Raw genomic sequence first — 26,745 nt, forward strand, 5'->3', positions numbered from 1 at the left:
CCTCGCGGCACGCCTCGGCCAGCACCCACCCACCCAACTGGACGATGAGGCCGGTCTCCTCGGCCAACCCGATGAAGCTGTCCGGCCGCAGCACCCCCAGCTCCGGGTGCCGCCAGCGGACCAGGGCCTCCACGCCGACCAGACTGCCGTCGCGCAGCGACGTCAGGGGCTGGTAGTCGAGGTAGAACTCACCCCGCTCCAGCGCGGCCGGAATGGCCGCGGAGAGCGCGTAGCGGGCCAGCTCCTGCTGGTTGCGTTCGGCGTCGTAGAGCGTCCAGCGCGCGCCACCGGCGGCCTTCGCCCAGTGCAGGGTGCTGTCGGCGGCCCGCATCAGGTCGGTGGGGTTGGCTCCAGCCACCTGGCGCTCGACGATGCCGAGGCTCGCCGAGATCTGCAACTCGTGCCCGTCGACAAGCGCCGGGGTGCGGATCGCGGCGAGCGCGGTCTCGGCCACCGCGACCATGTCGTCGGTGCCGGCCGTGCGTTCCACCAGGATGACGAACTCGTCGCCGCCGAGCCGGGCCACCAGGTGCTCACCCATGGCCTTACGCAGCCGTTCCGCCACGGTGGCCAGCAGCAGGTCACCGATCTGGTGACCCAGGGTGTCGTTGACCACCTTGAAGCGGTCCAGGTCGAGGAAGCACACCCCGACCCGCTGCGAGCCCCGACCCGGCTCGTTGAGCGCGGCGGCGAGCCGTTCGGTGAACAGCGTCCGGTTGGGCAGGCCGGTGAGCGGGTCGTGGGTGGCCTGGTGCCGGAACCGGGCCTCGCTGGCCCGCAGCGCCCGCTCGGCCTGGGTGCGGGCCCGCATCGCGGCGCGACGGATCGACTCCTGTTCGTCGAGGGTCCGGTCGCGCAGCGCGCGGGCGTAGCCGGTCGCCACGGCCGCCAGCAGGCGGGCCATCCGGTCCTCGACGTCCTCGGCCACCAACCCCAGGTCGCGCACCAGGCGCAACTGGATGACCTCGACGGTACGACCCAGCCCTTCGGCGGAGGCGATGTGCGCGGCGACCAACTCGGCACCGACCCGGTGCCCGGCCCGCAGGTCGAACGGCTCGGTGAGCAACGCGCCGGCCAGTTGCCCGGTGAGCCGGTCCAGCAGGGACTCCAACTGGGCCTGGGTCATCGGCAGGTAGCTGGTGCCGGAAACCGCCTTCGCCCACGCCCGGGCGAACGTCCCCGGGTAGGGGGCCGCCCCGGGCGACTCAGTCACCGAGGCGCCCGACGCCGCCCATGAAGACCGCACGCTCGGCGTCCTCCGCGCTCTCCGGAGTGTCCGGTCGCCACTCGGGCACCCACACCACGCCGGGGTCGAGCAGCTCGAACCCGTCGAACAGGGCGGTCAGTTCGGCGCGGCTGCGCACCGACAGCGGGCTGTCGGTGCGCTGGTAGACCCGCTCGGCCTCGGCGCGTTCGTCCTCGCTGCGCCCGTCGTCGCTGGCCTGTGACAGCACCAGGTAGCTGCCGGGCGCCAACGCGTCCCGCAGCGTCCGCAGCAGCTCCGCCGGGCGGTCGTCGTCGGAGACGAAGTGCAGGACGGCCACGACCATCACTGCCACCGGTTGGCTCAGATCGAGCAGCTTGCGGACGTCCGGATGGGCCAGGATGGCCTCCGGGTTGCGCAGGTCCTCCTGCACCACGGCGGCCTGTTCGTTGCCGGCGAGGATCTCGCGGCTGTGCGCCACCGCCACCGGGTCGACGTCCACATAGACCACTCGCGACTGCGGATCGAGCTGCTGGGCGATCTCGTGCACGTTGCCGACGGTCGGGATGCCCGACCCGATGTCGAGGAACTGCCTGATCCCGGCGTCGGCGAGGTGGTGCACGGCCCGGCGCAGGAACGCCCGGTTGGCCTGGGCCATCAACGGTGCCTCGGGCACCGCGGCGACCATCGCCTGCGCCGCCGCCCGGTCGGCGGCGAAGTTGTGTGAGCCGCCGAGATAGTAGTCGTACATCCGCGCGACGCTCGGGCGCTCGATGTCGATGGTGTCGGGTGCCCAGTCCGGCCGCTGCATGCGTTTCACCCCTCGAATCCGCGACGCGGGCAACATCGCCCGCGCGGGTATTGTGCACCCGCCACGCACGCCAGACCATAGCGCGCCGAAGGTTGCCCGCCGACGTCGGTCGATACGCGACGGCCCGCACCGGCCGAAGCTGGCGCGGACCGTCGGTCGCGACGTCCCGCTCGACGAGCGGGAGGCAGATCAGAACTTCGGCGCGTCCGGTGCCTCGAGCAGGCCGAGCCGGAGTGCGGTCATCAGGGCCTGAGCCCGGTTGGCCGCGCCGAGCTTCTCGTAGAGCTTGGAGATGTGCGTCTTCGCCGTCGACTCGCTGACGAACAACTGCTTGGCGATGCCCGCCACGCTCATGCCGTCGGCGAGCAGCCGCAGCACCTGCCCCTCCCGCGGCGACAACTGCGGGCCGGACGGGGCGAGCCGGCGCTTCATCGCCTCGGCCAGGTCGGCCGCGGTGAACGCGCTGGGGGAGGAGGCGGCGTGCCGTGCTGCGGCAACCACCTCGTCGGCCGGGGCGGTCTTCGGCACGAAGGCGCTCGCGCCGGCCTCCAGGGCACCGAAGAGCTGGTCGTCGCCGGCGTACATGGTCAGCACCACGATGCCCATCGACGCGCTGGACTTGCGCAACGCGCGGGTTGCCTCCAGGCCGCTGCCGTCGGGCAGGCGCAGATCCATGATCACTACGTCCGGCTGCAAGGCGCCGGCCTGGCGTACCCCCTCCGCCGCCGTGGCCGCCTCACCGACGACCTCGAACTGACGGTCGCGCTCGAAGGCGTGCCGCAAACCCTTGCGAATCAGGTCATGATCGTCGACAAGGAGGACCTTGGTACGGGTGGCCGGTATCGGACTTGTGGTCATCCTCGGGTTACTCCCCTTCTGGTGCTGCGCTGCCGCGCACGTTATCGCGCCGGGCCGAGGTGCCGAGAACCACCGCCACGGTCGTGCCGCTGGGTTGCCGCGGCCTGATCTCCAACCGGCCCCGGATACGTTCCGCCCTCTCGGCCATGATCGCAAGACCGTACCGCCCGTCCGGGCGCTGGTCAGCCATCCCCTGACCGTCATCCGACACTTCTATTTGCGCGTACGGCGGGTCGACCTCACACGTGACCCACAGATTCGACGCTCCGGCGTGCTTGCGCGCGTTGGTCACCGCCTCCTGCGCGATGCGCAGCAACTCGGCCTCGGTGGCGGCCGGCAGCCGGGCGGTGGACTCGTCCAGCGAGAGGTGTACGCGCAGCCCGCCGGACGCGCCGACGGTGCGCGCGTACTCGGCGATGGCAGCGGCCAACCCGCCCTGCCGGTCCACCTCGCTGCGCAGCTCGAAGAGGCTGAGTCGCAGCTCCTGGATCACCCGGGTCACCTCGCCGCGCAGCGTACGCAGGGCCTCGGCGGTCTCGTCGGCATCGTCGAAGACGGTGGCCAGGGCGTTGTCGATGCCGTAGCCGACCATCACCAACTCCTGCGCCACCCCGTCGTGAATCTCCCGGGCCAGCCGCTGCCGCTCCTCGTTCGTGGCGAGCGAGCGCACCTCGTCGAAGAGCAGCGCCGCCTCCAGCCGCAGCGCGGCCGGGCGGGTCAGCGCTGTCACCCGGGACACCACCGGTGGCGGGTACGCGTGCGCGGCGTCGGCCTCCAGCACCACCAGCCCCACCGTGCGTACCCCGGCGACCAGCGGAATGATCAGTGCGGACACGTCGCCGCCGCGGTGCGAGCGGGACTGTGACCGGGCGGCAGTGGTGGCCTGCTGGGTGGCCCACGCGTCGGCGATCGCGGAGTCCGCGTCGAGCGTCGTCTCCCAGTCCACCCGGTCGACGCCGGCCTGGGCGAGCACCACGAGCCGACCGCCGCCGCTGGCCGAGAGCACCGCGCCCCGGTCGGCGCGGGCCACGGTGCGCAGTTCCTCCAGCAGGTGCTCGGAGATGCCGCCCGGGTCCAGGGTCGCCCCGGGAAGCTGCCGGGCGACCGTCCGCAGTTGGGTCAGCAGCCGGGTGGCCTCGGCGTACGGCTGGGGTTTGCCCTCACCGCGGACCGCCATCACCCGGTGCAGCGTGCCGGCGGCGTAGAGCCCCAGCGCCGCCAGGATCAGCCACTGCGCGCAGACCGCGAGGTAACCCGGCTGGCCGAGCTGGAGCCCACCGTCGACCTGGGTCAGCGCGCCGCTGAGCAGCAGGGTGGCGGCGGTGACCACGAGCAGCGCGGCGCCCTCCGGGAAGCGGCGGCGCAGCGCGGTGACCGTCACCGGGACCGCCAGGTAGGGCAGCACCGCCGACGCGCCCAGCCCGTCGACGGTGCCGCCGATGGACGCCACCGCGGCGACGTGGCTCGCGGCCAGCCCCAGCACCACCACCTCGGCCACCCGGCTCAGCGGGCCGACCAGCCGGTGTTGCGGTGCCAGCAGCGACGGGAGCCCAGCCACCGCCAGCAACGCGATCCACCACAGTTGGGTGACGTCGCGGGTGGCGAACAGGGTCAGGACGGCGACCAGCGCCAGCATCACCAGGCGGGCGGCCGCGGCGAGGGGATGCGGGTGCGGAGCGGTTGCTGTGGATGCGGGCACGTGACGGATGGTAGTCAGCCTCGGTAGATATCGGCGATCTCCGCCGCGTACGTCTTGTGGACAACCTGGCGCTTGACCTTGAGCGACGGGGTCAGCTCGCCGGTCGCCTCGGTGAAGTCGTGGGGCAGGACCCGGAACACCTTTATCGCTTCGGCCTTCGACACGGCCTGGTTCGCGGTGTCGATCGCGGCCTGGATCTCCTTGCGGAGGCCCTCGTGCTCGCGCAACTGCTCGATGGAGCTGTCGGGGGGCAGTCCGGCGCTCTCCAGCCAGGTGGGCAGCGCCTCCTCGTCGACTGTGACGAGCGCCGCGATGAACGGCTGCCGGTCACCGACCACGACGCACTGGCTGATCAACGGGTGGGCCCGGACCAGGTCCTCCAGCACCGCCGGGGCGACGTTCTTGCCGCCGGCGGTGACGATCAGCTCCTTCTTGCGGCCGGTGATGCTCAGGTAGCCGTCGGAGTCGAGCTGGCCCAGGTCGCCGGTGCGGAACCAGCCGTCGGCGCTGATCGTCTCGGCGGTGGCGGTCTCGTTGCCCCAGTACCCCTGGAAGACCAGCTCACCGGAGATCAGGATTTCGCCGTCGTCCTCGATCCGCACCGTCACGCCGGGCAGCGGGCGGCCGACGCTGCCCATCCGGGTGCCGGTGGGCAGGTTCGCCGCGGCGGCGGGCGAGGTCTCGGTGAGGCCGTAGCCCTCCAGGACCGTCACGCCGATGCCCCGGTAGAAGTGGCCGAGCCGGGCGCCGAGTGGCGCGCCGCCGGAGATCGCGTCCCGGCAGCGTCCGCCGAGCGCGGCGCGCAGCTTGCGGTAGACCAGCCGGTCGAAGACCACATGCTGGGCGCGTAACCCCAGGCCCGGACCGCCCGGGGCCTCCAGCGCCTCGCTGTACGCGATGGCGACCTGCTCGGCGCGGGCGAAGATGCCGCCCTTGCCGTCCGCCTCGGCCTTCTGCTTGGCGGCGTTGTAGACCTTCTCGAACACCCGGGGTACGGAGAGCACGAACGTCGGCCGGAACGCCTGCAACTCGGCGACCAGGTTCTTGGTGTCGGCGCAGTGCGCCATGGTGGCCCGCGCCTGGACGACACCGATCTGGATGAGTCGGGCGAAGGCGTGCGCCAGCGGGAGGAAGAGCAGGGTGCTCGCGCCGGCGTTGAACAGGTTCGGCAGCACCGGCACCGCGTTGGCGATGTCGGCGTACATGTTGCGGTGGGTGAGCACGCAGCCCTTGGGCCGGCCGGTGGTGCCGCTGGTGTAGATGATGGTGGCCAGATCGTCGGCGCGCACGGCCTTGCGCCGGCGCTCGACCTCGGCCAGCTCGACGGTGGCGCCGGCACCGACCAGCTCGTCGACCCCACCCCTGTCGATCTGCCAGACCTGGCCCAGCTCGGGCAACCGGTGCCGGGCGCCGGCGATCAGGGCGGCGTGCGCCTCGGTCTCGACCACCACGGCCACCGCGTTGGAGTCCTCGAGGATCCAGGTGGCCTGCTCGGCGCTCGACGTCTCGTAGATCGGCACTGTCACCGCGCCGACGGTCCAGATGGCGTAGTCGAGCAGCGTCCACTCGTAGCGGGTGCGGCTCATCAACCCGACCCGGGCACCGGGCTCGATACCGGCGGCGATCAGCCCGCGGGCCACGGCGGCCACCTCGTCGCGGAACTGGAGGCAGGTGACGTCGGTCCACTCGGTGACGGCGCCGTCGAGGGTCGGGGTCGGGCGGGCGAACTGGACGGCGTCGGGCGCGACTTCGGCGTTGTCCCAGACCGGATCGGTGAGGTTGGCCGCGTCGCCAACGGTGACGATCGGTGGGACGGAGAACTCGCGCACCTGCACTCCTTCGTGCTCGCACTGGCCGGGCTGGCCGCCGCCGTGGGCGCCGGCTGTGTCGAAACCTACCCGGCGGGCGGTCCGGGTGAGACAACCAGGAGGCGGGTAGCCTCCCCCCATGGCGGACTCCTCCACCCAGTCGATCATCATCGGCGCCGCACCGGATCGGGTGACGGCGGTCATCTGCGACTTCGCGCGCTACCCGGAGTGGACCGACGCGGTGCGTCGCGCCGAGGTCGTCGAGGAGTACGAGGACGGGTACCCCAGTCAGGTGCATTTCACCATCGACGCCGGGGTGATGGCCGACGAGTACGTGCTCGCCTACGAGTACGCCGAGGACCTGTCCCGGATCGAGTGGCACCTGGTCGCCCCCTCGAAGATGCAGAAGGCCCAGCGCGGTTCGTACGACCTGGTGGGTAGCCCGGACGGCAGCACCACGGTGACCTACACGCTGGAGGTCGACCTGTCGGTCGGCATGCTCGGGATGTTTCGGCGCAAGGCCGAGAAGATGATCATGGACACCGCGTTGAAGCAGCTCAAGCGCCGGGTAGAAGCAACCGGTGCGGCGCAGTGACGTGTCCGGTGGCACGGTAGAGGAGCCGACGGTGGGCGGAACGGATCCGGGTTCGGCCCGGGAAGAAGCAGAGCGGCTGGTCGCCACCCTGCTGGCGGGAGCACGACTGGCCTCCGCCGGCTCGGCGGGCGGCGCGTTCGGCTCGTTGGGCGGGATGCTGTCCGGTGTCCTCGGTCACAGCACGGGCCCGGACACGCGCTCCGGCACCGCTGGTGCTTTCGCCACCGGTTCGGCCGAATGCTGCGTCTGCCCGGTCTGTCGGGGCATCGCCGCGTTGCGGGACCCGAGTCCGGAATTCGCCGAACGCCTCGCCACCGGCGCCGGCGACCTCGCCGCCGGGGTCGCCAGCCTGCTCCGGGCGTTCTCCCCGGTCGAACCGTCCGCGTCGGGTCCCGGCGAGCCGACCACCTCAACGACCGGTTCGTCGGCGCCGACGCCCCCGGCGAGCACCGACGACGTGCTGCCCGAACCATCACCGAGCGCCCCACCCACCACGACCGGCGACACCCACGTGTGGCGCGATGCCACCCGTACCGGGCATGATTCTCAGCCGGCGCCGGAGCGGGATGTCTGGTCGGTCGCCACCCGGACGGCGGACCCACTCGCCCCGGCCGCCGTACCACCCGTCGACGAGGCCGGGTCGGCGACCGTACCGGCACCGACCACCCGTCCCGTGGTGCCCGCCTCGCGGGTGCCCGATGACGCCGACGCGGAAGCATCGGGCGACGGCGCCTGAGCGCGGGACCTTCCGACCCGGACCGGCACTGGGCCGGAACCTGGGGCCGGACAGCACAGCAGAGGGGGGCGGTAGCGGTGACGCTGACCATCGGAGTCGACGTCGGTGGCACGAAGGTGGCCGGCGGTGTCGTGGACGACACCGGCGCGGTCCTCGTGCAGACCCGACGGGACACTCCCGCCGATGACGTCGCCAAGACCCGCGACGTCATCATCGAGCTGGTCGGCGAGCTTGCTGCCGGGCGGACCATCGAGGCCGTCGGCATCGGCGCGGCCGGTTGGATCGACGCCAGCCGTTCGAACGTGCTCTTCGCCCCCAACCTGGCCTGGCGGGACGAACCGCTGCGCGAGTACGTCAGCGAGGCCGTCGGTGTGCCGGTGATCGTGGAGAACGACGGGAACGTCGCCGCGTGGGCCGAGTTCCGCTACGGCGCGGCCCGCGACGCCGACGATTCAATGATCATGTTCACCATCGGCACCGGCGTGGGCGGCGGCATCGTCCTCGGTGGTGACCTGATGCGCGGCGCGCACGGCATCGCCGCCGAGCTGGGCCACATGCTGGCCGTGCCGGACGGGCACCAGTGCGGCTGCGGCCGGCTCGGCTGCATCGAGCAGTACGCCAGCGGCAGCGCCCTGGTGCGGTTCGCCCGGGCCGGCGCCCGGCAGGAGCCCAACCGGGCCACCGCCCTGCTGAAGCTCGCCGGCGGTGAGGCCGAGGCGATCACCGGCCCGATGGTGACCGCCGCCGCGCAGGGCGGCGACCCGGTCTCCGCCGAGGCGTTCGCCCAGATCGGCAGGTGGCTGGGCACCAGCCTCGCCGACATGGCGCAGATCCTCGACCCGCAGACCCTCGTGGTCGGCGGCGGGGTGATCGACGCCGGTGACCTGCTGCTCGGGCCGACCCGCCGCTCGTACCTCGACGCGCTCGCCCAGCGTGGTCGCCTGCCGGTGGCCCAGGTGCTCCCGGCGGAGCTGGGCAACAGCGCCGGAGTGATCGGCGCCGCCGACCTGGCCCGCCGGATCTGAGGCGGTCCGGGATGGGTGTGCCGCTGCGCGTGGTGTCGTACAACATCCACAGCCAGCGCGACGACACCGCCGCGCTGGCGGCGGTGGTCCGGGCCGCGACACCTGACGTGGTGATCGTGCAGGAGGGGCCGCGCCGGTTCCGGTGGCGGCAGAAGTCCGCCACGCTGGCCGAGTCGTTCGGCCTGGTCGTGGTAGCGGGTGGGCTGCCCGCCCTGGGCAACCTGCTCCTGACCAGCCTGCGGGTCCAGGTGCTGGCCACCCACTGTCAGCGCTTCCCGCTCACCCCCGGGCGGCACCTGCGCGGCGCCGCGTACGCCGACTGCCGCGTCGGCGGCGCACGGTTCACCCTCGCCGGCTCGCACCTGTCCACCGACCCGGCCGAGCGGCCGTCCCAGGCCGCCGAGTTCAAGCGTGGCCTGGACGCGGCGACGAGCCCGGTGCTGGCCGGGGCGGACCTCAACGAGGGCCCGGACGGGCCCGCCTGGGCCACCGTGTCGCGCGGGTTGACCGACGCCGCGGTGGCGGCCGACCGGGCCGAGCGCCTCACCTACTCCTGCGCCGACCCGCGCCGACGCATCGACGCGCTCTTCGTCGACCCGCGGATCACAGTCGTCGACTACGACGTGGTGGACACTCCGCAGACCCGCCGGGCCAGCGACCACTTCCCGGTCCTGGTCGACCTGCTGCTGCCCACCGACGGCTGACACACCGACGTCGGCCGAGCGTCGACGCGTCCGGCCCAGGACTGGACATCCGGCCCGGTTGTGGAGAGGATTTCGCGGCGACCGGCACGCCTGCCGTACCAAAAGGAGATGTCCCCGGTGTCCACCTCCACCGACCACGGCCGGCCCGACCCGGAGGCGACCTCGCCCGCGGCGAACAGCGAGGGCCGCCCGGTCTCCGACCGGGGTGACACGGTCTGCGTCATCGGGGCCGGGGCCAGCGGGCTGGCAGCCATCAAGAACCTGCGCGAACACGGGTTCGGTGTGGACTGCTACGAGCGGGAGACGGGCGTCGGCGGCGCCTGGAACTGGCGGCACGACCGCAGCCCGGTGTACGCGAGCACCCACCTGATCTCGTCGAAGCCGTTCACCCAGTTCCCCGACTTCCCGATGCCGGACTCCTGGCCGGACTACCCGCACCACGGTCAGGTGCTGTCCTACTTCGAGAAGTACGCCGACCACTTCGACCTGCGCTCGCACATCTGGTTCGGCACCGAGGTGATCCGGGTCGAGCCCGTCGAGGGGGACCGGTGGGACGTGACCACCCGTTCCACCGGCGGGTACGGCCCCGAACGCACCGCCCGGTACGCCGCCGTGGTGATCGCCAACGGCCACAACTGGTCGCCGAAGCTGCCCCGCTACGAGGGCCTCGAACAGTTCCGTGGCGAGATCATGCACGCCTCGTCCTACAAGGACCCGGCGCAGTTGCGCGGCAAGCGGGTGCTCGTGGTCGGTGCCGGCAACACCGGCTGCGACATCGCCGTCGAGGCCGCCCAACAGGCGTCGCGCTGCTGGCACTCCACCCGTCGCGGCTACTGGTACGCGCCGAAGTACGTCCTCGGTCGCCCCGCCGACCAGGTGAACGACACCCTGTTGGCGCTGCGGGTGCCGCTGCGGGTGCGGCAGTGGCTCTACCACTGGACGTTGCGCCTGACCGTCGGCGACCTGACCCGCTTCGGCCTGCCCAAGCCCGACCACCGGGTGTACGAGACGCACCCGATCGCGAACAGCCAGCTCGTCTACTACGTGGGCCACGGCGGCATCGGCCCGGTTCCGGACGTCGCCCGGTTCCACCCGTACGCGGTGGAGTTGGCCGACGGCCGCGAGATCGACCCCGAGGTGGTCGTCTTCGCCACCGGCTACCTGCCGCGCTTCGAGTTTCTCGACGCGTCGGTGTTCTCCGACAGCGCGGGCGCGGGCCGGCCCACGCTGTGGCTCAACGCGTTCACCCCGGGGCACCCGACGTTGGCGGTCGCCGGCCTGCTGCAACCGGACTCCGGGCTGTTCACCCTGTCGCACTGGCAGATGGTCCTCTTCGCCCGACTGCTCCAGGCCCGTCGGGACCGGCCGGAACGGGCCGCCGCGTTCGCGTCCCGGGTGCGCGACCGGGCCGGGGAGCGGTACTCCGGGCCGGTCAAGGAAAGCAGCCGGCACTGGTTCGAGGTCGGGCACGCCGACTATCTGCGCGCCATCCAGCGCGCCCTTGTCGAGCTGGAGGGCAAGTGATCCGCCGGCGTCGCGAACGAGAGGCAGACCAGTGAGTGAGCTGCGGATCATGCGGGGGCGGGAGTGGTCCCGCCCGGTCCGGCCGGCCCGGCGGGAGGTGCTCAGCGCGGTTCCCGAGCTGGAGGAGGGGCGTCCGCCGCTGCTCTTCGTGCCCGGGTTCGGGCACGGCGCGTGGGCGTTCGCCGAGCACTGGCTGGGTCACGCGGCGTCGCGGGGGTTCCCGGCGTACGCGGTGAGCCTGCGCGGGCACGGTGGCAGCGAGCCCGCGCCGGAGGCGACGCTGCGGGCGTACGCCCACGATGTGGTCCAGGTGGCGGCGAGCCTGCCGCGGCAGGCGGTGCTGGTGGGGCACGGTGCCGGGGCCCTGGTGGTGGCGCACGCGTTGGCCCGCTACCCGGCGCGCGGCGCGGTGCTGGTGGCCCCGGTCTTCGGCGGATGGGGAGTGCTGGGCGCGGCGTTGCGCCGTAACCCCGGCGGGACGCTGCCGGCCGTGTTCGGCGGGCCGTTGCGGCTCAACCGGGGGCAGTTGTTCAGCCGCGAGCTGCCCGACGAGGACGCCCGGCGGTACGTCGGACGCCTCGGACGGGCGGGTCGGCGGGCGCAGTGGGCGCTGCTGGGTGAGCCGGAGGCCGAACCGGCAGTGGGTGCGCCCCCGGTGCTGGTGCTGGGCAGCCCGGACGACCGGGTGGTGCCGGCGTCGACGCTGACCCGGGTGGCCCGCCGGTACGGGTCGGCGCCGCTGCTCTTCCCCGGGATGGGCCACGACCTGATGCTCGACGCGCGGTGGGCGGAGCCCATCGACGCGATCCTGGACTGGTTGGAGAAGGAGCCCGCGGCGCACTGAGCGGCCGGGTTACGGCGGTCAGCCCCCGCTCGGCTGGACGGCCGGGCTGCTGCCGGTCGGGGTGGCCGGCCGGGGCACCTGGGCGGTGCCGTCAGGGCCGGCGTCGGTGCTGGTCAGGCGACCGACCAGGGCGCCGCCCTCGTCCAGCGCGCGCAGGTAGGAGCGGGCCCAGGCCCGGATGTCGTGCTGGAGCAGGTGGGCACGCATGGCCCGCATCCGCTCGGTGGTGTCGGCCGGGTCGGCCCGCAACGCCGACCGCAGACCCTGCTTGAGCCCCTCCAGGTCGTGCGGGTTGACCAGGTACGCCTGGGACAGCTCGGCGGCGGTGCCGGCGAACTCGCTGAGCAGCAGAGCACCGGTGTCGTCGACCCGCGCGGCCACGTACTCCTTGGCGACCAGGTTCATTCCGTCGCGCAACGGCGTCACCGCCATCACGTCGGCCACCCGGTAGAGCGCGGCCAGCTCGGCGCGGTCGAAGGGCTGGGTGAGGTAGTGGATCGCCGGCTCGCCGACCCGGCCGAACTCGCCGTTGATCCGGCCGACCTCGCGTTCGATGCGCTCGCGCAGGATCTGGTACTGGCCGACACGTTCCCGGCTCGGCATGGCGACCTGCACCAACACCGTGTCGCGGACCTTGACGTCGCCGCTGGCCAGCAACTCGCTGTATGCCTTGAGGCGCTGCTCGATGCCCTTCGTGTAGTCCATCCGGTCCACGCTGAGGATGACCTGCCGGGGGTCGCCGAGGTCCTGACGGAGCCGGTGGGCCCGAGCGGCCACGTCCGGTCGGTCGGCGAGCGCGGCCATCTCGGCGGTGTCGATGGAGACGGGGAACGCGCCGATGCGGACGACCCGGTCGTCGATGCCGATCCGCCGGTCGGTGGCCGGCAGCTCCAGCACCCGGGTGACGAGTTGGGCGAAGTTGTGCGCGGCCTGCACCCGTTGGAAGCCGACCAGGTCGGCGCCGAGCATGCCGCGCAGCAGTTCGGCGCGGCGGGGCAGCTGCATGAAGAGTTCCGGCGGCGGGAACGGCACGTGCAGGAAGAACCCGATGCGCAGGTCCGGGCGGAGCTCGCGCAGCAGCCCGGGGACCAGTTGCAGGTGGTAATCCTGCACCCAGACCACCCCGCCCGGCTCGGCGACGTCCGCGGTCGCCTCGGCGAAGCGCTGGTTGACCCGCTGGTACGCCTCCCACCAGCGGCGGTGGTGCTGCGGCTGCTCCACGGAGTCGTGGTAGAGCGGCCACAGGGTCGCGTTGGCGAACCCCTCGTAGTGGTCGCGCAGGTCTTCCGCGCTGAGCGCGACGGTGTGCATCCGTACGCCGTCCACGTCCGGCAGTGCGGGGGCCGCCCCGGTGCCACCGGCCCAGCCGACCCAGGTCGCCGGGGTGTGTCGCAGGAGCGGGTGCAGGGCGCTGACCAGCCCACCTGGGCTGCGTCGCCACTCGCAGGCCCCGTCGGGGGCCTGGTTGTCGTCGATGGGGAGGCGGTTGGCCACCACCACGAGAGAACTCTGTCGCATCTCGGGCATTCCGATCAGCAGAGGACTGACCGCCGCGAGCAAGGAAAACCGGTCAGTCAGCGGGGGAAGTGACGTACAGCGGTATTCCTACTGACAGTAAGTTACACCACTGTTACGCGCCCGGCGGGGCACCGTCGTCCCGGGATGCGGGCCGACCTCAGACGACGGCGCCGTTGTCCGGGTCGTCCTCGTCCTCGTCGCCGGGACGCAGCCGCCAGATGAGCGTGACGAAGCCGGCCAGGATGCCGGTGAACCCGAAGAGCGTGACCGCCGAGCGGTCGATCGGGAGCAGCCACGGGAAGAGGAACAGCACGAACCCGACGACCACCCCGAGCACGCCGATCACCGCGTACTTGCTGACCCTGGGCAGCGGTGGCGGCGGCGGTGGGTGGTAGCCCTCGTCGTCCTCGTCGTCGGGCAGGTCGGCACCGAAGGTGTCCAGCCCGTCCAGCAGCGACGGCTCGTCCGGTCGGGTGCCGCGCCCCACGGAGATGCCGGAGATGTCCGTCGCGGACGGCAGCCGACGAACGTCGGTGGCGGTCGGACCCGGCTCGTCGGCGCCGGAGCGGGTCAGCGGCCCGGAGGGCGACTCGTCCCGCGAATCCCGTTCGTCGACGTCCTCCAGGGCGGGCCAGGGACGGTCACCGGGAGTGGCGGCGGTGTGGAAACCGGCCACGATCCGCGCCCACTCGGCGTCGATGTCCGGTTCGTCGCGAGCCGGCGGCTGCTCCGGCGAGGTCTCGTCGGAGAGCTGCGTCAGGTAGTCCCGCGCGGTGGTCAGATGCGAACGGTCGACGTAGAGCCGGTCGACCGGCCGGGCCGGAACGGTGGTGGTGCGGGTGACCGGGTTGAGGTCGGCGGAGGGCTGGAGGTAGGCGGCGATCCCGCCGGCGGCCAGCACGTCGAGCAGGTGCTCACCGACGCGCGGATCGACATCGCCGACGACGGCGTACTCGTTCGCGTCGAGCCCGTTGTCCCGCCGTCCCCGACGGGCCCCACCCGCTGACACCCGGACATCCCCCTTCAACGCGCCTTCCGGCGCGGCCACCGCTGCCCTTCGGCGCCAGTCCGCACGCCGTGCTCTGAATCGTGACACGTCAGGGCACGGTTCCGGGAGTGCGTTGTGTCGCGTCTTCCAAAGTCACTGCTGCTCCCGCAGGTCGCGGCGGGCCTCCTTTGTCCGTTCTTGCGCGACAAGTGCGATCTCGGTGACCGTTGGCAGCGGGGCGAGTCCGTTGTGGTGAGAGCGCCCGCTTCGTAGGCTCGGCGGCAACGACGGCTGGCGCTGTCGCGGGCACACCACGGGAAAGGACGCCGGTGCTCTACTGGCTGCTGAAGTACGTCATCCTCGGTCCGCTGCTCAAGCTGATCTTCCGCCCGCAGGTGGAGGGTCTGGGCAACGTGCCGGCGACCGGCCCGGTGATCCTGGCGAGCAACCACCTCTCCTTCTCCGACTCGATCTTCACACCGTTGATCACCGCTCGGAAGGTCACCTTCGTCGCCAAGGCCGAGTACTTCACCGGCAAGGGCATCAAGGGCTGGCTGACCAAGATGTTCTTCGTCGGCACCGGCACGATCCCGGTGGATCGCTCCGGCGGCCGGGCCGCGCGGGCCGCCCTGGATACCCAGTTGCAGGTGCTCCGGGCCGGGGGAGTGGCAGGCATCTACCCCGAGGGCACCCGCTCCCCGGACGGGCGGCTCTACCGGGGCAAGACCGGCGTGGCCCGGCTCGCCCTGGAGAGCGGCGCGGTGGTGGTGCCGGTCGCGATGCTCAACGCCGACGAGATCCAGCCGCCGGGCAAGATCATCCCCAGGATCGACCGGGTGAAGATCAGGTTCGGGGCACCGCTGGACTTCTCCCGCTACGCCGGCCTGGCAGGCGACCGGTTCGTCGAGCGCGCCGTCACCGACGAGATCATGTACGAGTTGATGGAACTCTCCGGTCGGGAGTACGTCGACGTCTACGCCCAGAAGCTCAAGCAGCCCGCCCCTGCGCCGCTGGCCGCCTGACCGGGGCCGGGCCGGCCCGGTGAGCGGTCAGGGCAGGCGGAGCAGGGCCGGGGCGTGGTGCCGGGTGGCGAAGTCCTGCAGACGCGCGCGGGTCGCCTCGGCGGCCGGTGGGTCGACCTCGGCCAGCGGACCGATCGCCAGCGCCAGGGTGATGACCTCGTCGGTCACGTCTGTCATCCGGGCGTAGCTCGTCGCCGCCGAGCGCAGCAGGCTCGCCGCCGTCGAGGCGTCACCGGCGTGCCGGGCCAGCGTGGCGTCGGCGACCTGACCCGCGGCCCGAGCCCACGGGGTCGTCCGCGGAGCCCGGTCGAGCAACCGCCGGACCAGCCGGGCGGCGTCCGCGCCGAGCACCCCGGCGACGTGCCCGACGGCCGGCACCCACTCCGCGAACGGGATCATCCGGGTCCGTCGCCAGTCCTCGTCCAGTTCGGTGAGCAGCGCCATCGCCTCGTCCCGGCGACCCTGCACGGCCCGACACAGCGCCGCGTGCGCCAGGGTGGAGCGCAGCACCCGGTGGAACCCGCTGCGCCGCGCCGCCAGCAGCGCCTGCTCGACCAGGTTCCCGGTCGCCCCCTCCGCCCCCGCAGCCTCGTCCGCCCCCACTGGCGAGACCAGCTCGGCCCCGGCCAGCCCGCGCATCCAACCCGAGACCGCCACGATGTGCAGATCCCACTCGGCGGTCGGCCGTCGGGTCGACTCCGCCGCCATCGCCAGCGCCGCCGTCCAGTCACCCGCGTAGTACGACCGCGCCCACTGGTCCTCGAAGCTCGTGGCCAGGCTGTGCTCGCCACCCAGGTCGAGGGTGAGCTGCTCGTCGACCAACCGGGCCGAGCCGGCCAGGTCACCCTCCTCCTGCAACGCCCAGGCCAGGTTCTGCACCGCCCGGCGCCGACTCGTCAACCGCTCCACCCGGCAGTGCTCGGTCACCTCCGCCAGCTCCGGAAAGGCCGAGGCGGAGCCGGCCAGGTAACGCGCCACGGCCAGGGTGATCCGCGCGTTGGCCTGGACCTCGCGCAGTTGCAGCCGCTCGGCGAGCAACTCCGCCGCCCGCGCCGCGCTGCACGCCGGCTCGGTCTCCGCGTTCAGCATGTGCACCCGGGCCAGTTCCAGCAGGGCGCCCGCCTTCTCCTGACTGTCCGGCAGGTCGCTGTAGATGCCGATCGCCTGGTCCAGGCAGTGCAGGGTCGTCGAGCGGTCGGCCCGACTCCACGCCGCCGTGGCGAGCAGCGTCCAGGCGCGGGCCGCCCCCGTCCGGTCACCGCTCATGGTGAGCAGCTCGGCCAGCCGGGTCAGGATGTCGGTGCCCCCCGCCACCAGGAACGCGTCCCCGTCCCGATAGAACGCCAACTCGGCGTCGAACAGCTCCAGCGCCGGATCCGGCCCGACGTCCATGGCCAGCGCCCGCCCGACGAGCGCGGCGGCGGTGTCCAGCGCGTGCAACTCGTACGCCCGACGGGCCGCCCGGTGCAGCGCGGCCCGCGCCGGCGGGGCGTACGGGGTGGTGTCCAACCCGACGGTCCGGGCGATCTCGTGTGCCGCCCAGCGATGGTTGGCCAGCACCTCGGCCAGGTCGTACTGCCGGCCGTCGGTGAGCTGGGCCATCCAGTCGGCGGTGCGTTGGTGACGGAGCACCCGCTCCGCCCGGGGCAGCCGCTGGTAGCAGACGTCGCGTACCAGGATGTGCCGGAACCGGTACTCGGACTGGCCGGGCATCGTCGACGTGCTCTGCTCGTACACCAGGTCGCGACGTTGCAGGCGGTCCAGCGCGCGCTCCACCCACTCCGCGGGCCGCCCGAGCGCCATCGCCACCGGCGCGGCCCAGAACACCACGCCGACCACGGCGGCGGCCTGGAGCACCGCCCGGTCGGCCGGGTCCAGCAGGTCGAGCCGGTTGGCGATGACCGCCTGCACGGTGCGGGGCATCTCCGCGCCGCCGTCGAGGTCCGGGCGGGCGGCCGGACCGACGGCGTCGAGCAGGCCGCCGTCCAGCAGCATCCGGGCGTACTCCTGGGCGTAGAGCGGGTTGCCGTCGGCGAACTCGATGAGCGGGGTACGCGAGCTGGAGGGCAGGGTCGACTGCCCGAGCAGCAGCGAGTAGAGCGTGTCGATGTCGGTGTCGTGCATCGGCGGCACCGAGATGGACATCGCGCCACTGATCGTGCCCGTCCAGGCTGGGTGCCGTTCCCGCAGCTCCGGTCGGGCGGTCGCGACGACCAGCAGCGGCACCCCGCGCGCCAGCGCGCCCAACTGTTCGACGAAGGCGAGCATCGCCTGGTCCGCCCAGTGCATGTCCTCGAAGACCAGCACTGTCGGGCCGGCGGTCGACAGGGTGAGCAGGAACCGCCGCCAGGAGGCCTCGGTCTCGCCCGGGGTGAGTCGCTCACCGGGCACGCCGATCAGCGGCCCGAGCGCCTCGGCCAGCCGGGTCGCGTGCGGGTCGGCGAGTTCCCCCAGCCGGGACCGCAACCGCTCGCGCAGCGCGGCCGGGTCGTCGACCTCCGGCACGCCGACCCAGGTCTTCACGATGTCCGACAGGGCGGCCCAGGTGACGTTCTCGCCGAACGGCGGGCACTGCCCGACCAGCCAGGTGATCGGCGTGCCGGGCAGGCTGCCGGCGTGCCGGGCCAGCTCGCGCAGCAGCCGGCTCTTGCCCACACCGGCCGGGCCGAACACCGTCACCAACTGGGAGGTCCGCTCGGTCACCATCCGGTGCAGCGCGTTGACCAGCAGGCCGCGTTCGTGCTCCCGGTCCACCATCGGGGTCAGTTCGGCGCCGCGCGGGTCCCGGAGTGGTCGCACCTGGACGGCCAGCCAGATCCGGCTCACCGCCGACCGGCCGCGCAGGGTGACAGGTGGTTGGTCGGCGTACTCCATCTCGTGTCGGGTGGCCGACCAGGTGCTCTCGTCGACGACGACACCGCCCGGTGGGGCGAACCCCTGCAGGCGGGAGGCCGTGTTGACCACGTCGCCGGTCACGAAGGCCTGCCCACCGTCGCGGGTGGCGGAGAGGTCGACCAGGGCCTCGCCGCTGGCGATGCCGACCCGGAAACCGAGCGGTGGCTGCGGGCCGGCGGGCTGGCGGGCCAGGCTCCGTTGCAGTTCCAGGCCGGCACGGACACACCGCAGCGCGTCGTTGTCGGTGGCCACCGGTGCGCCGAACAGGGCCATCGCCGCGTCGCCGATGTACTTCTCGACCACCCCGCCGTACTGGTGCACGATCCGGCGCACAGTGGCGAAGTAGGCCTGCTGCAGACTGCGGGCCTGCTCCGGGTCGGCCTGCTCCGCGTACCTGGTGAAGTCCACGATGTCGACGAAGAGCACGCTGACCTGACGCCTGTCCTCCTGCACCGTGACGGCGTGGTCGCGCAGCGGTTGGCCGCAGCTCGTGCAGAAGTTGACCTCGGTGCTGTTGGCGTGCCCGCAGTGCGCGCAGTTGACCCCGAGCGGCTGGCCACACCCGCCACAGAAGCGGTCGTCCGGCCCGGCCGCGCGGGCGCAGTGTCCACACTTGAGGTCGATGGTCAGCTCCGTGGGCGAAAGAGGTCAGTATCGCGGCCGGCCTGCCAGTCGGGTACCCGACGTGCGGACGGGCGACGTCGTCGATCGGTCGGGGTTAGTGTTCCGTACCAGGAAGTTTCATGTCAGGGAGAGTGCCCGTGCAGGTACGACTGTCCGCCTCGTGGACCGATCCGGGTGGCACGCAGTGGGCGCCGGGCGACACGGTCGACGTCGATGCGGTCACTCTCGCCGAACTGGAGGAGCAGGGCATGGTGGAAGAGCCTGAGGGTCAGTCGGGCGGGTCGGGGGAGACCACGACCACCTCGTCGAGCACGTCCACGGCGGGCAAGCCGACTGATCCGAAGAAGATCGGTCCGGGGCCGGGTGCGCCGCCGGCCGACGGCAAGGAGAACTGATCGCCCGGGTGCGGTGGGCGGCCGTCGGGCCGTCCACCGCACCCGTCCTGCGGTCTCAACCGTTGGCCGCTGCGAACCTGCCGGACGTTGGCAGGCGTAGCCCCAAGGCCCGGGTGAGCAGGGGAACGACAAGCCCCAGGGTGGCCAACACGCCCAACCCCGAGACGACAAGCACCCAACGCGGCCCGACCATCGCCAACAGCGGTGCGCCGACGGCGTAGGCCAGTGCCTCCGCCGCGTACGGGAACATGTAGACGGTGCCGAACACCACGCCGAGCCGTTCGGCCGGCACATTCTGCTGGATGAGCGTGTCGGCAGCGACGTTGTGCCAGCCCGCGCCGACACCAGCCATCGCCTGACCGGCCACTGCCACCGCGATCACCGGGCTGAGGCCGGTGACAAGCGTTCCGGCGCCGAGCGCGAGCAACGCTCCGTAGAGGACCAGGTCCATCCGGATGCGTACGCCGGTCTTCGCGAGACACATCGGACCGACCACCATGCCGATGCCGTAGGCGGTGCCCAGCAGGCCGACCATGACCTCGGTGGCCCCCAGTTCGGCGCGTCCGAGGGGGACGATGGCGAGGTTGTCCAGCGCGGCGAACATCACCATCACCAGGAACCCGACCGAGACCGCGCGGACGACGCTGTGCCCTCGGGCCACCCGCAACCCTTCGCGCACCACAGTGTGCAGTGGCTCGGACCGGCGGCTGACCGCGGTCGCCGAGAGCGTCCGGACTCCACCGATCAGCAGCGCGGAGAGGACGAAGGTCGCCGCGTCCACGAGGAGCGTGGCGGTCAGCCCGAGGGTCGCCAGCAGGAGGCCACCGACGGCTGGTCCGGCAGCGATCCCGATGTTGACGCCGGTCGCGAGTTGCGCGTTCGCGGCCGGCAGTTGACTACCTTCGACGAGGCGGATGATTTGTCCTATTTCGTGCCACTGGACTTCGTCATAGCGTCCTTCCCACACCGCAACGACACATCGACCAGGGGGACGACATGGCGACCACGACGACCACCACGACCACCAGCGGCTGGGCCGGGCCGGGCATCTGGGCGGGACCTGGTTTCTGGGCGGGACCGGGCTTCTGGGCCGGGCCGGGTTTCTGGGCGGGCCCCGGCTACCAGTTGGCCGCGAGCCGTTGGCCGGGCGCGACCCGCTGAGCCTCACCCGCTGAGCCGCGAAGACGGTGACGCTGGCTGCCTACTGGCAGCCGGCGCAGCCGTGCGTACTGATGAAAGGGGTGGCGGGTGTCCAGATCGGATGCCCGACCGGCGACGAACCGGGCGGGCCGGTCGGTCAGCGGTCGGCCATGCCGGCGCGGCGGCGCAGCGCGGCCACGTCGGTCACCACGATCCGGCGGCCCTCGGTACGCAACCAGCCACGGCTCGCGAACGAACCGATCGCCTGGTTGACGCTCTGCCGGGAGCCACCGGCCATCTCGGCCAGTTGGCTCTGATTGAGCTCGATCGTGATCATCGGTGCCTGGCTCTCGCCGGCCAACCGGACCAGCGTCTTCGCCACCCGACCGGGCAGGTCGAGGAAGACGTGGTCGGCGTTCTGCTCGGTGAGCCGGCGGATCAGCCCGCCCAGTGAGCGCATCACCGCGTCCAGGATGCGGGGGTTGGAGTGCACCAACTCCATGAACGCGCCCCGGGAGAGCGCGAGCGCCGCACAGTCCTCGATGGCCTCCGCCGAGGCGGAGCGGGTGGACGCGTCGAGCAGGGAGACCTCACCCAGCACGTCCGGTGGACGGATAACCGACAGCACGGCCCGCTCGCCGGTGGGCGCGGTGCGAAACACGGCCACCGCCCCTCGGCGCAGCACGATCAGCGACTCGCCGGGATCGTTCTCCACGAAGAGCAGTTGGCCCTTGCGATAGGTACGCGGGACGGCGGCAGCGATGACGCGTTGCCGCACCTCGGGCTCGAGCCCGGCGAACATCTCGACACCCGTGAGCGCGTCACCCGGCTCCGGCAGGCGAACCTCCACGGCCCAACCCCTCCCCCGGTCATGGACCACAATTCGCTCACCGGGCGAACCTGATGGGCCCCGACAAGGTGAACTGACACCGATGCGGCGTCCGGTAGCGGTACACATCAGATCATGACGGTCCGGTCGCTTGCTGTACACCCCTCGAAGCACTTCCGTGACCGTCACGAGTGGCGACGCGCCGTTCACGAGGCGTGGCGGCGGCTCGGCGGGCCGCCGGACGGGCCCCGCCGGTCAGGTCCGTACGGCGGTGGGCGAGGATGCCCGGAATGGTCTACCGCTACTTCTACGACTGCGAGTTCATCGAGGACGGCACGACAGTCGACCTCGTCTCGATCGGTGTCGTCGACGAGTACGGCCGCGAGTTCTACGCGGTCTCCACCGAGTTCGACGACTCCCGAGCCGTGCCCTGGGTCCGGCGTAACGTGCTGGACAAGCTGCCCTCCCCGGCGGACCGGGCCTGGCGTTCGCGGGAACGCATCCGCGACGACCTGTACGACTTCCTGGTCGAGCCGATCCGGGACCGGCCGGGGGAGCAGTTGGAGTTGTGGGCCTGGTTCGCCGCGTACGACCACGTGGTGCTCGCCCAGCTCTGGGGTGCGATGCCGGCGCTGCCCCGGGAGATCCCCCGCTACACCAAGGAGCTGCGCCAGCTCTGGGACGACAGGGGTCGGCCGTCGCTGCCGGACGCGGACGCGGCCCGGCACGACGCGCTTGTCGACGCCCGGCACAACCTGGCCCGCTGGCGGGCGATGACCGCCCGTTGACAGGTGGCTGTGCCGTCTGAGGTTTGACGGGTTGTGTCCCGGGCATCGGTTCGACCATCCGAGCCGAGGGAGAGTGCCATGAGCAACCAGCCGACCAGCGCCGCCGAGGCCCGCGCCCGGGTGACGGAGTTGGCCCGGACCGCGCGGATCTGCATGTTGACCACCACTGCTCTGGACGGGCGGCAGCTGAGCCGGCCGATGGCGCTCCAGGAGGCCGAGTTCGACGGCGACCTGTGGTTCTTCGCCTTCGCCGACTCGGCGAAGGTCCGCCAGCTCCGGGTGAACCCCGAGGTCAACGTCGCCTTCTCCGACCAGAAGCACAACTCGTGGGTGTCGATCTCCGGCACCGCCACCGAGGAGTTCGACCGGGTCCGGGCCGAGCAGCTCTGGAGCCCACTGCTCAAGGCGTGGTTCCCCGACGGGGTGGACACGCCCGGCCTCACGATGATCAAGGTGCACTCCAGCTCCGCCGAGTACTGGGACTCGCCGAACAGCACCGTGGTGAACCTGCTCGACTACGCGAAGGCAGCCGTCACCGGCCGGCCGCCGCAGACCGGTGAGAACCACGAGGTGACCTACTGACCGGGGCCGGGTGACCGGGGCGCGCTGTCGTCGTACCGGCGGGCCGACTACAGTTCGCAGTGACGGCCCGCCCCGGGCCGGCAACGGCGCCGATGGTCTGACCTGACACATACCCTGGGGCAAATCGGGCTTTACCTGATGCTCCAGGAGGATGAGCGGATCATGCGTATCGGCGTGCTCACCGGCGGCGGCGACTGCCCCGGTCTCAACGCGGTCATCCGGGCGGTGGTCCGCAAGGGCGTCGCCACCTACGGTCACGAGTTCGTGGGCTTCCGGGACGGCTGGAAGGGCCCGCTCGAGGGTCTGTCCCGGCCCCTGGACATCGCCGACGTTCGTGGCATCCTGCCCCGCGGCGGCACCATCCTCGGTTCGTCCCGGACCAACCCGTTCAAGATCGAGAACGGCGTCGAGCGGATCAAGGACAACCTCGCCGCCCAGGGCGTGGACGCGCTGATCGCGATCGGCGGCGAGGACACCCTCGGCGTCGCCACCAAACTCTACGAGCTGGGCGTACACGTCGTCGGCGTGCCGAAGACGATCGACAACGACCTCGGCGCCACCGACTACACCTTCGGCTTCGACACCGCTGTCAACATCGCGATGGAGGCCATCGACCGCCTGCACACCACGGCGGAGAGCCACCACCGCACCCTCGTCGTCGAGGTCATGGGCCGGCACGCCGGCTGGATCGCCCTGCACGCCGGCCTGGCCGGCGGCGCCAACGTGATCCTGCTGCCCGAGCGCCAGTTCGACGTCGAACAGGTGGCCGGCTACGTCGAGAAGCGCTTCCAGCACCAGTACGCCCCGATCGTCGTGGTCGCCGAGGGCGCCCAGCCGCTGGACGGCCAGATGGTCCTCGCCAACCAGGAGCTCGACTCGTTCGGCCACGTCCGCCTCGGCGGCATCGGCCAGTGGCTCGCCGAGCAGTTGGAGGCCAAGACCGGCAAGGAGGCCCGCACCGTGGTGCTGGGCCACATCCAGCGCGGTGGCACCCCGACCGCCTTCGACCGGGTGCTCGCCACCCGCCTGGGCCTGCAGGCCATCGACGCCGTCAACGACGGCGACTGGGGCAAGATGGTCGCGATGCAGAGCACCGACATCGTCCGGGTGCCCCTCGCCGAGGCCACCCGCGAGCTGAAGACCGTTCCGCTGGAGCGGTACGCCGAGGCCGAGGTCTTCTTCGGCAGCTGATCGACGGTCGGCGGCGCGGCGGGCCCTCACGGTCCGCCGCGCCGCGACCCAAGGCGAGGGGGTACGGGCCGACATGTCAGCCGGAGTGCACACGGTAGCGGTGATCGGCGCGGGCAAGATCGGTGAGCTGATGCTCTCCGGGCTGCTGCGCTCGGGATGGCCGGTGGACCGGCTGCTGGCCACCGCCCGCCGGCCCGCTCGCGCGGAGGAGCTGACCGCCCGCTACGGCGTACGGGTGGTCGACAACCTGACCGCCGTGGACGAGGCGGCGGTGCTCGCGGTCTCGGTGAAGCCGCAGGACGCCGCCGCGCTGCTCGACGAGATCGGCCCGAAGGTGCCTGCCGACAAGCTGGTGATCTCGCTCTGCGCCGGTCTGCCCTCCAGCTTCTTCAACCGCCGGTTGCCCGACGGCACCCCGGTGGTGCGGGTGATGACCAACACGCCGGCGCTCGTCGACCAGGCGATGACAGCGATCTCCGCGGGCGCGCACGCCACCGGGGCGCACCTGACGTTGGCCGAGGAGATGTTCAAGCCGCTCGGTCAGACGATCCGGGTGCCCGAGTCGCAGCAGGACGCTGTCACCGCGCTCTCCGGCTCCGGCCCGGCCTACTTCTACCTGCTGGTCGAGGCCATGATCGACGCGGGCATCCTGCTCGGGCTGCCCCGCCAGGTGGCACACGAGCTGATCGTGCAGACCGCGATCGGGTCGGCGGTGATGCTGCGCGACTCCGGCGAGCACCCGGTCAAGCTGCGCGAGGCGGTCACCTCGCCGGCCGGCACCACCATCTCCGCGATTCGCGAGCTGGAGAAGCACGGCGTCCGCGCGGCGCTGCTCGCGGCCCTGGAGGCCGCCCGGGATCGCGCCCGCGAGCTGGCGGCGCAGGCCGACTGACCGTTCCGGGGGCGTCGCGAGGCCGTACGTGCCGCATACTGGCCCGGTGTTCACACTTGCCCAGGCCCGGCACCTGGTGGCCACTCTGCAGCCGCGCGTCGCCGAGTTGATCCGGGTCCGGGCCGACCTCGCCGAGTTGCGCGCCGACCTGGCCGACCACGGCGTCAGCGCGTTCGGCGGGCTGGCAGAGGTGAAGGCGCTGGAGGCCCGGCTGCACGGCGTCGTCGACGAGCTGCACCAGCACGACATCCAGGTCAAGGGCATCGCCCCGGTGCTGCTCGACTTTCCGGGTGAGAGGGAAGGTCGCGCCGTGCTCTGGTGCTGGCTGGAGGGCGACTCGGACGTGCGCTGGTACCACCGGGCCGAGTGCGGCTTCGCGGGCCGCCGACCCCTCTGATCCCGGCCCGCCCGCTTTATTGATCCACCCGGGTTCCGCGAAACCGTGGCCTACCGACGCGGCGGACGCCCCGATATTCAGGACGTCGAGTGGATCACGACGCCGCGCGCGGCTCAGCCCGCCGCCGACGTCGGCAGGATCGGGTCGGGGGCGTCGGTGACCGCGAACACCACCACGTTGTCGACGTAGTGCCCCCGCCGCCTGTCGAAGTCGCCGCCGCAGGTGACCAGGCGCAGCTCCGCCCCGGGCGTCGGCCCGTAGACCACCGCCGTCGGAAACTGGTCCTTGCGGGTCCGCAACGACCCGGTCACCCGGAACGACAACCGCTGCCCGTCGCGCCACACCTCCACCACGTCGTCGGGCCGCAGCTCGCCGAGCCGGGCGAAGACCGCCGGACCCCGTCGTGAGTCCAGGTGCCCGGCGAGTACGGCCGGGCCGGTGTCGCCGGGGGCCGGGCCGCCGCCGTACCAGCCGGCGGTGTGGAAGTCGGTCGGCGGGATCAGCGCGCCGGCGCGGTCCAGGCCCAGCACGGTGAGCGGTGAGTCGACGCCGATGCGCGGTACGCGTACCCGCGTGGGTGGACCGTGGGGCGCGGGCGCGGCGGCCACCGAAGGGCAGTTGTCGCCGCAGCCGGGGTGCCAGGTCGCCGCCGGCGGTGGCGGGCCCGTGGTGGTGGCCAGCACGACCCCGGTGCCGGCGGCCAGGCAGACCGCCGCGCCGGCCGCGACGAGCGCGGCCAGCGGTACCCGACGGTCACGGTGCCGCCGGATCGACGGGTCCGGCTGGGCGCTCACCAGGTGGTACGCCTCCGCCGACGCCAGAGCAGCAGGGCCACCGCGCCGGCCGCCGCGGCCAGACCGCCGACCACCACCGGGTACGCGTCGAGCCCCGTCCCGGCGATGCCACCGGCGCCGGTGTCCACCCCTCCGGCCGGGACGACGGTGCCACCCTCGGCGTCGCGACGCAGCTCAGCGGTGAGCCCGCCCTGCTTCGCGTCGAGCACCAGCAGGGAGTAGACGGCGCCACCGGTGAGCCGCACCTCGGCGTCGGTGCTGGGGCCGCCGGCACCGGTCAGCTTCAGCCGCCAACTGCCCGGCTCGACCTGCTGGTAGTCGGTCGTGGTGGCGAACTGCACCCCGTCGGCGATCGTCGGACCGTCAGCGGCGGTTACGTCGAGGATCGGGGTCCGCACCGACGCCTGGACGACCCGCACCTTGGCGCGGCCGTCGCTGGGAGCGCTGAGATCGTCATTGAGCACTCGCAGGCCGAGATCCGCATGCCGGCCGACACCTGCCACGGTGAAGGCGTCGCCGCTGGTCACAGCGACCTCGGTGGTCAGCACCGGGGGGTCGCTGGCGGGTGCGCCGGCCTCGCGCATGGCGACCGCGTAGCGACCCGGAGCGAGTTCGAGGTAGTCGGAGACCACGCCGTAACCGACCCCGGGGAAGACCTGTGGCTTCGCCGCGCCCGGCGCGGCGAGGTAGACGTCCACCGCCGGGGTGTCCGGGGAGAGGTGCGCGAGCCGGACGTATCCGACGGTGTCCGCGCCCCTCGCGGCGTCCGCGGGAATCGGGATCGCGGCGGTGGCGAGCGCGGTGCCGAGCAGGAGCGCGCCGGAGCCGGCCAGCAGCCGGCGGGGCGCGGTACGGAGCGTGTGCATGTCGCCTCCGGAGGCA

Annotated in this window: 26 protein-coding genes; 14 read left to right on the forward strand and 12 right to left on the reverse strand. The window is 72.3% G+C overall.

The window, feature by feature from the left end:
* From ABZ406_RS21395 to ABZ406_RS21415, 5 genes are all read right to left on the reverse strand, one after another.
* The coding region (locus ABZ406_RS21395; protein WP_357764635.1) for a bifunctional diguanylate cyclase/phosphodiesterase at positions 1-1,126 on the reverse strand (1,126 nt) is incomplete at its 3' end.
* 79 nt (positions 1,127-1,205) lie between these two features.
* Positions 1,206-2,015 (reverse strand): SAM-dependent methyltransferase, encoded by an 810-nt coding sequence (locus ABZ406_RS21400; protein ID WP_357764253.1) that lies wholly within the window; start codon positions 2,013-2,015, stop codon positions 1,206-1,208.
* A gap of 189 nt (positions 2,016-2,204) precedes the next feature.
* Positions 2,205-2,873 (reverse strand): response regulator transcription factor, encoded by a 669-nt coding sequence (locus tag ABZ406_RS21405; protein WP_030337723.1) that lies wholly within the window; start codon positions 2,871-2,873, stop codon positions 2,205-2,207.
* 7 nt (positions 2,874-2,880) lie between these two features.
* The gene (locus ABZ406_RS21410) at positions 2,881-4,572 is read right to left on the reverse strand and encodes a GAF domain-containing sensor histidine kinase (RefSeq protein WP_357764256.1); all 1,692 of its coding nucleotides are present in this window, start codon (positions 4,570-4,572) and stop codon (positions 2,881-2,883) included.
* A 14-nt stretch (positions 4,573-4,586) separates the two neighbouring features.
* On the reverse strand, positions 4,587-6,401 hold the full coding sequence (locus tag ABZ406_RS21415; RefSeq protein ID WP_357764259.1) for an AMP-dependent synthetase/ligase: 1,815 nt from the start codon (positions 6,399-6,401) through the stop codon (positions 4,587-4,589).
* 118 nt (positions 6,402-6,519) lie between these two features.
* On the opposite strand from ABZ406_RS21415, the gene ABZ406_RS21420 reads away from it, so the two are divergent.
* The 6 genes from ABZ406_RS21420 to ABZ406_RS21445 all read left to right on the forward strand — a co-directional run bounded on the left by ABZ406_RS21420 (position 6,520) and on the right by ABZ406_RS21445 (position 11,808).
* Positions 6,520-6,975 (forward strand): SRPBCC family protein, encoded by a 456-nt coding sequence (locus ABZ406_RS21420; protein WP_357764262.1) that lies wholly within the window; start codon positions 6,520-6,522, stop codon positions 6,973-6,975.
* A gap of 31 nt (positions 6,976-7,006) precedes the next feature.
* Positions 7,007-7,711 carry a hypothetical protein gene (locus tag ABZ406_RS21425; protein WP_357764265.1) on the forward strand — a complete coding sequence of 235 codons (705 nt, stop codon included), beginning with the start codon at positions 7,007-7,009 and terminating at the stop codon, positions 7,709-7,711.
* Positions 7,712-7,788: 77 nt separating this feature from the next.
* Entirely contained in the window at positions 7,789-8,736 is a 948-nt protein-coding gene (locus ABZ406_RS21430) for an ROK family glucokinase (RefSeq protein WP_357764268.1), read from the forward strand.
* Complete coding sequence (locus ABZ406_RS21435; protein ID WP_357764638.1) at positions 8,733-9,440, forward strand: endonuclease/exonuclease/phosphatase family protein; 708 nt, start codon at positions 8,733-8,735, stop codon at positions 9,438-9,440. Before ABZ406_RS21430 ends, ABZ406_RS21435 begins: the two co-directional genes overlap by 4 nt.
* A gap of 117 nt (positions 9,441-9,557) precedes the next feature.
* Entirely contained in the window at positions 9,558-10,964 is a 1,407-nt protein-coding gene (locus ABZ406_RS21440; protein WP_357764271.1) for an NAD(P)-binding domain-containing protein, read from the forward strand.
* 49 nt (positions 10,965-11,013) lie between these two features.
* A complete protein-coding gene (locus ABZ406_RS21445; RefSeq protein WP_357764641.1) occupies positions 11,014-11,808 on the forward strand; it encodes an alpha/beta fold hydrolase in 795 nt (264 codons plus the stop codon).
* Between the two features lie 18 nt (positions 11,809-11,826).
* On the opposite strand, the gene ABZ406_RS21450 is transcribed toward ABZ406_RS21445, so the two are convergent.
* Both ABZ406_RS21450 and ABZ406_RS21455 read right to left on the reverse strand, forming a co-directional pair.
* Positions 11,827-13,326: a trehalose-6-phosphate synthase gene (locus ABZ406_RS21450; protein WP_357764273.1), complete on the reverse strand. Its 1,500-nt coding sequence runs from the start codon at positions 13,324-13,326 to the stop codon at positions 11,827-11,829.
* A gap of 157 nt (positions 13,327-13,483) precedes the next feature.
* Positions 13,484-14,335 (reverse strand): DUF308 domain-containing protein, encoded by an 852-nt coding sequence (locus ABZ406_RS21455; RefSeq protein WP_357764275.1) that lies wholly within the window; start codon positions 14,333-14,335, stop codon positions 13,484-13,486.
* Between the two features lie 308 nt (positions 14,336-14,643).
* Between ABZ406_RS21455 and ABZ406_RS21460 the strand changes: the two genes are divergently transcribed.
* Entirely contained in the window at positions 14,644-15,336 is a 693-nt protein-coding gene (locus tag ABZ406_RS21460) for a lysophospholipid acyltransferase family protein (RefSeq protein WP_357764277.1), read from the forward strand.
* 27 nt (positions 15,337-15,363) lie between these two features.
* On the opposite strand, the gene ABZ406_RS21465 is transcribed toward ABZ406_RS21460, so the two are convergent.
* Positions 15,364-18,861: an adenylate/guanylate cyclase domain-containing protein gene (locus ABZ406_RS21465; protein ID WP_357764644.1), complete on the reverse strand. Its 3,498-nt coding sequence runs from the start codon at positions 18,859-18,861 to the stop codon at positions 15,364-15,366.
* A 131-nt stretch (positions 18,862-18,992) separates the two neighbouring features.
* Between ABZ406_RS21465 and ABZ406_RS21470 the strand changes: the two genes are divergently transcribed.
* A complete protein-coding gene (locus ABZ406_RS21470; protein WP_357764280.1) occupies positions 18,993-19,250 on the forward strand; it encodes a hypothetical protein in 258 nt (85 codons plus the stop codon).
* Positions 19,251-19,305: 55 nt separating this feature from the next.
* On the opposite strand, the gene ABZ406_RS21475 is transcribed toward ABZ406_RS21470, so the two are convergent.
* Positions 19,306-20,217, reverse strand: coding sequence for an MFS transporter (locus ABZ406_RS21475; RefSeq protein WP_357764283.1), 912 nt, complete (start codon positions 20,215-20,217; stop codon positions 19,306-19,308).
* Between the two features lie 29 nt (positions 20,218-20,246).
* Here ABZ406_RS21475 and ABZ406_RS21480 point away from each other — a divergent pair, with 29 nt between their 5' ends.
* Positions 20,247-20,411, forward strand: coding sequence for a hypothetical protein (locus tag ABZ406_RS21480; RefSeq protein WP_357764287.1), 165 nt, complete (start codon positions 20,247-20,249; stop codon positions 20,409-20,411).
* A 136-nt stretch (positions 20,412-20,547) separates the two neighbouring features.
* Here ABZ406_RS21480 and ABZ406_RS21485 read toward each other — a convergent pair whose 3' ends face one another.
* Positions 20,548-21,240 (reverse strand): Crp/Fnr family transcriptional regulator, encoded by a 693-nt coding sequence (locus ABZ406_RS21485; RefSeq protein ID WP_091407574.1) that lies wholly within the window; start codon positions 21,238-21,240, stop codon positions 20,548-20,550.
* A 269-nt stretch (positions 21,241-21,509) separates the two neighbouring features.
* Between ABZ406_RS21485 and ABZ406_RS21490 the strand changes: the two genes are divergently transcribed.
* From ABZ406_RS21490 to ABZ406_RS21510, 5 genes are all read left to right on the forward strand, one after another.
* Entirely contained in the window at positions 21,510-22,007 is a 498-nt protein-coding gene (locus ABZ406_RS21490; RefSeq protein ID WP_357764647.1) for a polyadenylate-specific 3'-exoribonuclease AS, read from the forward strand.
* A 78-nt stretch (positions 22,008-22,085) separates the two neighbouring features.
* On the forward strand, positions 22,086-22,589 hold the full coding sequence (locus ABZ406_RS21495) for a pyridoxamine 5'-phosphate oxidase family protein (protein WP_357764291.1): 504 nt from the start codon (positions 22,086-22,088) through the stop codon (positions 22,587-22,589).
* 162 nt (positions 22,590-22,751) lie between these two features.
* On the forward strand, positions 22,752-23,780 hold the full coding sequence (locus tag ABZ406_RS21500) for a 6-phosphofructokinase (protein ID WP_088949424.1): 1,029 nt from the start codon (positions 22,752-22,754) through the stop codon (positions 23,778-23,780).
* Between the two features lie 73 nt (positions 23,781-23,853).
* Positions 23,854-24,672 carry a pyrroline-5-carboxylate reductase gene (gene proC / locus ABZ406_RS21505; RefSeq protein ID WP_357764294.1) on the forward strand — a complete coding sequence of 273 codons (819 nt, stop codon included), beginning with the start codon at positions 23,854-23,856 and terminating at the stop codon, positions 24,670-24,672.
* Positions 24,673-24,718: 46 nt separating this feature from the next.
* On the forward strand, positions 24,719-25,069 hold the full coding sequence (locus ABZ406_RS21510) for a DUF2203 domain-containing protein (protein ID WP_357764297.1): 351 nt from the start codon (positions 24,719-24,721) through the stop codon (positions 25,067-25,069).
* A 113-nt stretch (positions 25,070-25,182) separates the two neighbouring features.
* Here the strand turns inward: ABZ406_RS21510 and ABZ406_RS21515 are convergent, their stop codons facing one another.
* Together ABZ406_RS21515 and ABZ406_RS21520 are read right to left on the reverse strand one after the other, a co-directional pair.
* Entirely contained in the window at positions 25,183-25,863 is a 681-nt protein-coding gene (locus ABZ406_RS21515; RefSeq protein ID WP_357764300.1) for a class F sortase, read from the reverse strand.
* A complete protein-coding gene (locus ABZ406_RS21520; RefSeq protein ID WP_357764303.1) occupies positions 25,860-26,729 on the reverse strand; it encodes a DUF4397 domain-containing protein in 870 nt (289 codons plus the stop codon). The genes ABZ406_RS21515 and ABZ406_RS21520 overlap by 4 nt, the downstream gene beginning before the upstream one ends.
* Between the last annotated feature and the right edge of the window lie 16 nt (positions 26,730-26,745).

This window comes from Micromonospora sp. NPDC005710 (assembly GCF_040630995.1).
Classification (GTDB): domain Bacteria; phylum Actinomycetota; class Actinomycetes; order Mycobacteriales; family Micromonosporaceae; genus Micromonospora.